This is a genomic window from Alicyclobacillus acidoterrestris (genome assembly GCF_022674245.1).
Lineage (GTDB): Bacteria > Bacillota > Bacilli > Alicyclobacillales > Alicyclobacillaceae > Alicyclobacillus > Alicyclobacillus acidoterrestris.
In genome coordinates this window covers 2,472,688-2,480,000 of sequence record NZ_CP080467.1, presented here as the reverse complement: position 1 = coordinate 2,480,000, position 7,313 = coordinate 2,472,688, and the positions used below count along the sequence as shown (strand labels likewise).

Annotated in this window: 5 protein-coding genes and 1 tRNA gene; all 6 read left to right on the top strand. The window is 50.8% G+C overall.

Going from position 1 to position 7,313, the window contains the following annotated elements:
- Positions 1–289: 289 nt before the first annotated feature.
- The gene (locus K1I37_RS11880) at positions 290–1,474 is read left to right on the top strand and encodes an IS256 family transposase (protein ID WP_272496354.1); all 1,185 of its coding nucleotides are present in this window, start codon (positions 290–292) and stop codon (positions 1,472–1,474) included.
- A 1,018-nt stretch (positions 1,475–2,492) separates the two neighbouring features.
- A tRNA-Leu gene (locus tag K1I37_RS11875) sits at positions 2,493–2,572 on the top strand.
- 179 nt (positions 2,573–2,751) lie between these two features.
- Complete coding sequence (locus tag K1I37_RS11870) at positions 2,752–3,732, top strand: substrate-binding domain-containing protein (RefSeq protein WP_021298042.1); 981 nt, start codon at positions 2,752–2,754, stop codon at positions 3,730–3,732.
- Positions 3,733–3,765: 33 nt separating this feature from the next.
- Positions 3,766–5,145, top strand: coding sequence for a dipeptidase PepV (pepV, locus tag K1I37_RS11865; RefSeq protein ID WP_021298043.1), 1,380 nt, complete (start codon positions 3,766–3,768; stop codon positions 5,143–5,145).
- Between the two features lie 56 nt (positions 5,146–5,201).
- Entirely contained in the window at positions 5,202–5,810 is a 609-nt protein-coding gene (locus K1I37_RS11860; protein WP_021298044.1) for an adaptor protein MecA, read from the top strand.
- Between the two features lie 170 nt (positions 5,811–5,980).
- Positions 5,981–7,264: a Glu/Leu/Phe/Val family dehydrogenase gene (locus K1I37_RS11855; RefSeq protein ID WP_021298045.1), complete on the top strand. Its 1,284-nt coding sequence runs from the start codon at positions 5,981–5,983 to the stop codon at positions 7,262–7,264.
- The last annotated feature ends 49 nt before the right edge of the window (positions 7,265–7,313 follow it).

The following is a 7,313-nucleotide window of genomic DNA, read 5'->3' as shown; positions in this document are numbered from 1 at the left end:
GAGAGAGAAGAGAAGGGCCCTGAGAGGAACGCTGAGAAGCGGGACCTTGGGGCTCTTTTTGTGTTGAGGGGGGGGCGGCGATGGTACTTGGCTGGTCTGATGGTAGCTGGTGGGATGTCTTAATAAGACATATCAACTGAAAAGCCCCCGGATAAGGTCGAAAAAATACCCTATTCGCCGCCCTGGGCCGTGATTCCGATGGCGTAAAATAGTTTGTGTAAGCAGTCCACAAAACAGGAAAAGTAGGGTATCCTCAAGATTGCTGAAGTCCAGAGGAGATGACCCTACTTTGTATCAGACTAACAAAGAGTTGCTTGCCGCACAACTGGAAATTGAAATGTCAAAGTTCATCCAAGAGCGTTTGGAGCTCATTATGCGTGAGGAGATCCACAACTTCCTGACGGTAGAGCATCCGAAATTGAAGAACAGTCGTAACGGATATTACACAAGGACGCTGGATACGCGGTTTGGGCGGATTGAGGATCTACATGTTCCTCGAGACCGAGAAGGTGAGTTTCAAACCAGCATATTCGAGCCGTATAGTCGGCGAGATGCTTGGTTGGAAGAAACCATCATCGCAATGTATAAGGGCGGTATGAGTACGCGTGAGGTGGGGCAATTCATTGAACGGATGCTTGGTGTTCAATACTCGCCGACCACCATTAGCAACATCACGAATATCGTATTGCAGGATGTAGATGCTTGGCGCAAGCGCCCCTTAAAACGACGGTACTCTGTCGTGTACATGGATGGGATGTATGTGGCGCTCAAGCGGGATACCGTGGACAACGAATCCATCTATGTCGTGATGGGAATTGATGAGGATGGACACCGGGAAATCCTTGGCTACTATGTGGGTGGCACGGAGAGCGCTACATCTTGCCGAGAGATTTTCAATGATCTGCGTGCGCGTGGGCTTGAGGAAATCCTGATTGGTGTAGCAGATGGGTTGACCGGACTGCAGGAAGCCTTCTTATCCGTCTACCCGAAGGCCGATTTCCAACGCTGTGTTGTTCACAAATTGCGCAACATCATTGTGAAGGTCCGAGCCAAGGACAAGGCAACGGTTCTTGCGGATTTGAAGGGCGTATATTCCAGTGAGACCTACGAGGAAGCGCTAGGATGCTTCAGGCAATTCGAGAGCAAGTGGAACGCGAAGTACCCACGTGAGGTGCAGTCGTGGCGAGAGGACTTGGACAACCTCTTGGTCTTCTATAAGTACCCTGCGGCGATACGGTATGCTATCTATACGACTAACGCGATCGAGCGGACAATTAAGGAAATCCGCAAGAGAGTCAAGCCAATGAACAGCATCGCGAACCTTGAGGCGGCTGAGAAGATCGTGTATCTGTTTGCAACAGGCTATAACGAGAAATGGTCGAAACGCGCCTTGCGGGGATTTGCGGATACAGGTACCCAGAAGCGCCTCCGTGAGATGTTTGCTGAAAGGTACGGTACTGAGGAAACGAAATAAAGCCTGTGGATTTGATGGACAACCCAAGAACAGGGTTGCCCACAAGCTCCACAGGCTCTGCACAGGGGAAGCCGCTTCGCTCCTCCCCTCTGGCCAAAGGCCATTCACCCCTCCCACTCAGACTGTAAGACGGGAGGGATGGGTATATTTACCTTGGAAACGCACAAGGCAGCAAGGCATATGTTCGGAACATTCAATGAAGAGACTCAAAAAACACGAAGACTCGCAATGATGAGGAGACACCCTGCTTCCTACATGCGGATTTACACAGACTTCTTGACGCTACCGTGATTCCCGGTGATTTTGCGGGCATAAGGTAGAATTCGTGCACTAAATGCCCTGAATCTGCAGCAATGCCACAAATAAGGCAGAAAACATGCACTATGCGCCCTGGGCAGGGGTGAGGCCCCCGGCTGCCGGCCCATAACCGAAGCCTCATCGTCTCCGAAGCCACATACGCGCCCCCTGCCACCCACCTGCATGTCCTAATAAGACATATCAACTAAAATGCCGCCGGATAAGGTCGGAAAAATACCCTATTCGCCACTCTGGGCCGCGATTTCCGGTGATTTTGCGGGCATAAGGTAAAATTCGTGCACTAAATGCCCCGAATCCGCTGCAATGTCACAAATAAGGCAGAAAACGTGCACTATGCGGTAAGGTCTCTCGTGCGCCTATGGTGCCAAGTCTCTCGTGCACTAAGAACTGACTCACACCTTTTTCCGAGCCCCACCAGCCTTCTTAAGCCTCACAGGTGTCTGTTCATATTCCTTACGTTCGTGAATAGGCCGCTATTGTGGAGGTGGCGTCTTTGTCATAGAAATGACACATCGGTTGAATTAAGGAAGAGATGTGAGGTAAAAGGAAGCTGGTGAACAGGTGGATACGCGTGTTGCATGGGAATGAATGGGTGTTTTAAATGGGGAAAGACGGCCAATTCTTGCGATTTGGGAGTTGTCGTGATATATTTTAGCGGCAGCTCGGGAAGTTTGATTGTAAGGCATGTTTGTGGGGTCACGCGGGTGTGGCGGAATTGGCAGACGCACCAGATTTAGGTTCTGGCGGGCGACCGTGGGGGTTCGAGTCCCTTCACCCGCATCCAATTGATTGAAAAAGGGCGGCTTTGCCGTCCTTTTTTGATTATAATATGAGCAAGCCCCAAATTCTTGGCTTATAATGAATCGCAATACCCATACATACTGAAGAAGCCGGCTAGGCTCTGTAGTGGGGCAAACAAAATCTTGTAAGGACTTGGAATGGAGACGGAGGTGGGCGGAATGCCTGTAACAATATATGATGTGGCTCGTGAGGCGAAGGTCTCGATGGCTACGGTATCGCGCGTGATTAACGGGACGGCTGTAGTGAAAGACGAGACCAAAAAACGAGTACAAGACGCGATTGCGCGATTGGGGTACCGGCCTAACGCGGTTGCAAGGGGATTGGCGAGTAAACGGACGCGGACGATTGGCGTCATCGTCCCGGACGTATCTGCCGCGTTTGTGGCGGAAATGGTTCGTGGTATTGAAGACATCGCGACCATGTATGATTACCATATTATTCTAGTCAACTCGGATGCTCAAGTCGACCGCGAGGTCAGTCTCGTGGGTACGATGTGGGAAAAGCAGGTTGACGGGATTATCTATATGACGAATGTGTTGAGTCAGAAGGAAATTGATGCGTTTGAAGAAGCGCAGATTCCTGTTGTGCTCTGTGCTACGGAAGATCCAGAGAGACGAATTCCGTCCGTCAACATCGACAATTATCGAGCTGGCCGCGACGCTGTGAATTTCTTGTTGGAAAAGGAATGCAAAGAAATTGCGTTCGTTACGACCGAGGAAGGTGAATCGGTTGTGGCGGATCGGCGGTTGCAAGGCGCACAGAGCCGTATGCGAGACCAGGAACTACATGTCATCCGCACTGGTCAAGGGCGGTATGAAGTGGCACTGGGCATTATCCGAGAATACCTTGAAAAACACCCATTGGATGGTGTGGTTGCGGCGTCTGACGAATTGGGACTGGCGACGATTCATGCAGTACAGGACATCGGCCGTCACGTACCAGGGGATGTTAAGGTCATCGCGTTTGATAATACGCGACTCGCCACGATGATTCGCCCCGAGATGACGGTGATTGCTCAACCGATGTACGATTTTGGGGCTGTGTCGATGCGACTTTTGACCAAGCTGCTGCAGGATGAACCTGTCGATAATTACTCGGTGACGTTACTGCATAATATTTTGGAACGGAAGTCGACCTGATTCGGCATATTGATAAACCAAGGGAATGGTTTTGTGTTTAAGGACTTCATTGAACAGCATCGCGAGACCATGATTTCGACGCTTCAAGATATATTGAAAATCGAGAGCGTTAAAGGGCATCCGGTTCCCGATGGTCCGTTCGGGGCAGGTCCTGCAGAGGCGTTGTCTTATGTATTGAAGCTTGCGTATGATCGTGGGTTTGTGACGAAGAACATCGACGGTTACGCAGGTCATGTGGAGTATGGAGAGGGCGACGATTATATCGCGGTCGTCAGTCACCTGGATGTCGTTCCGGCTGGAGAAGGATGGAGCCATCCGCCTTATGGGGCGGTGATCGAGCAGGGGAAAATATATGCTCGAGGCGCCATTGACGATAAAGGTCCGGCTATGAGCACATTGTGGGCGCTGTTCGCCATGAAGGCGCTCGGTGTCCAACCCAAGCGCAAAATTCGCGTGATTTTTGGGTTGGATGAAGAAAGCGACTGGCGCTGTATGGAGCACTATTTCCGTTACGAGCCGAAGCCGATTGGCGGGTTTACGCCGGATGCTTCCTTCCCGTTGATTTATGCGGAAAAGGGATTAGTAACGCTGCGGATTGACGTTCCAGCAGATGCTGAATCGATGTCGGCGCAGGTGCTTGACTTTGCCGGTGGGGATCGAGTGAATATGGTGCCTGCTCATGCGGTCGCTGAAGTAGATTGCCATTCCTCGACGGCTGCCAATGAATTTGCATTGAAAATCAGGAAATCCGCCAAGGACGCGTCCATCAATGTCACTGTCGAGACGACCGATTCGATTGTTAAAATTTATGTCGCGGGTGTTTCGGCACATGCGTCGCGTCCAGATGCAGGTGTGAACGCGGTTCTTCATTTAGCGCAGTTGCTGGGCACAGGGACTGTATCGAATTCGTCGATGTGGCGAACGGTTGGCTCTTGGGATACGGCTGGTCGGGCACTCGGTATCGATGGTGCAGATGAGGAAACCGGGCCGCTTACAGCAAACCTCGGGCGGGCAGAACTGGTCGATGGTATGTATCATTTTTACATAAATATCCGATTTCCAATTCGGATGACCGCTGAGCAATTATTGCAGGATGTCCAGTCGTTCTTGTCGGACAAATGGCAGGTTTCCATCGTCGAACATATGCCGCCGCTTCACGTGAATCCGTCCTCACCGTTGGTTGAGACGTTGATGGACGTTTACCGGTCTTATTTTGGCGATGATGCCTCACCAATCAGCATTGGTGGCGCGACATACGCGAGAGCCATTCCAAATGCGGTTGCGTTTGGTGCGCTCTTTCCAAATCGCGAGGATTTTGCACACAAAGCAGATGAAAACTGGTCAATTAGCGATTATTTAACATGTATTGAGATTTATGCGGAAGCCATGACACGACTCGCGAATACGCTATAATATAAGTTACAAGAAGTTTATTTCCTAACCCCGTTGCGCAAAAGGAGGGACGCCGCATGCGAGTTGAACGAATTGCCAAGGACAAAGTGCGTATCTTCATCAGTTACGATGATTTAGAGGAACGCGGAATTGACCGTGACGAGATATGGCACAACGGCAAAAAAGTTCAAGATTTATTTTGGGACATGATGGAAACCGCCTATATGGAAGTTGGTTTTGAGATTGCAGGTCCCATTTCCGTTGAGGCGTTCACCATGCCGACCGAAGGGGTTGTCGTCATTGTCACGAGAATTCCGAGCATACCAGGCGTTGCTCAGGATGATGACGATGACGAGGATGATGATAACCTAATTCATCGGCATACCAATTACGCGCAGTCCATCGACTCGCAACTTGTCTACGAGTTCGGCGAGTTCGACGATTTAATCGCGGTTTGTCATACACTGGTGGACTACGACTTGGAAAGTTCACTGTTTCGATATCGTGACGCATATCATTTGTTGATTACAGATCCATTGGTTGTTGAAACATATCAAACCATTGCGTCTGTGTTGTCGGAATATGGGGAACCGAGCAACGCGACAGATGCATTGTTGCACGAGTATGGGAAAGAAATTCTCCACGAAAATGCGATTCGCGTATTGGCTGAACGCTTTCCAGTTTAAGAACTTTCATGGGCAGAGGGTGCCGAGTTGTCGGCACGCCCCTGTCCTGTTTTTATGCCAATGATCTCTATCCGCTTCTTTCAACGATACAGCAGGCAGTGTATACTGACTACGTCTGTACGGTGGAAATTCGAACTCTCTATATTGACATTGTTAAGGTGGTTTGATTTGTGACTCAGGCTAGCTCATCGAATACGCAAGGAACTGGTACAGCAGAAAATACGGATGTTCTGTCCCGAACGCAGGACGTCATTCTCGAGGCATTGCAGACGCTCGGGTATGATCAGCAGATGTATGATCTGCTGCGATTGCCGCTGCGCGTATTGACCGTGCGATTCCCAGTTCGCATGGACGATGGATCGGTCCGCGTGTTTACCGGGTACCGCGCTCAGCATAATGATGCAGTCGGGCCAACGAAGGGTGGCATTCGTCTGCATCCGGATGTGACACAGGAAGAGATTGAAGCGTTGTCCATCTGGATGTCCATTAAGTGTGGTATTGCTGATCTACCATACGGCGGTGGCAAAGGTGGTATCGAATGCGATCCTCGGGACATGTCATTTGATGAGATTGAACGTGTGAGTCGAGCGTATGTCAGAGCGGTCAGCCAAATTGTCGGATCGGCGAAAGACATCCCTGCGCCAGATGTGTTTAGTAATTCACAGAACATGGCTTGGATGTTTGATGAGTATTCACGCCTGCGCGAGTTTGACAGCCCGGGTTTCATCACAGGTAAACCTATCGTGCTGGGCGGAAGTAAGGGGCGCGAGAGTGCCACTGCGCGTGGCGTAGCCATTTGTATTGAAGAGGCGCTCAAAATCCGCGGGTTGAACTTGCGCGATACGCGGGTGATTGTACAAGGGTTTGGCAACGCAGGCAGCTACATTGCCAAGTTTATGTATGACGCGGGCGCGAAAGTCGTCGGTATATCAGACGCGTATGGTGCGTTGTACCGTGAAGAGGGATTGGACATCGACGAACTTCTTGAGCGGCGAGATTCGTTTGGCACCGTCACGCGCTTGTATCGGCACACCATCAGCAACCGTGAACTCTTGGAGATGCCGTGTGACATCCTTGTTCCGGCGGCGGTTGAAAATCAAATTACGCAAGAGAACGCTGACCGGATTCAGGCGTCGATTGTGGTGGAAGCGGCCAACGGGCCGACGACTGCAGCAGCGACTGAAATTCTGACGGAGAAGGGCATTTTACTGGTTCCCGATGTGGTCGGCAATTCCGGTGGCGTGATTGTGTCTTATTTTGAATGGGTGCAAAATAACCAAGGCTACTACTGGGAAGAAGACGAAATTGATGAACGCCTGGCTTCGCGCATGCGGACAAGTTTTCAGCGGGTGTACCAGACATCGCTTCGGTACGGAGTCAACATGCGGCTCGCCGCGTACATTGTAGGAATTCAGCGGATGGCCGAAGCCGCAAGATGGCGCGGTTGGGTTTGAGTGTTCCAGTGTTGGTCGATACTAGCCACTTAGAGAGAACGTTTCGTGG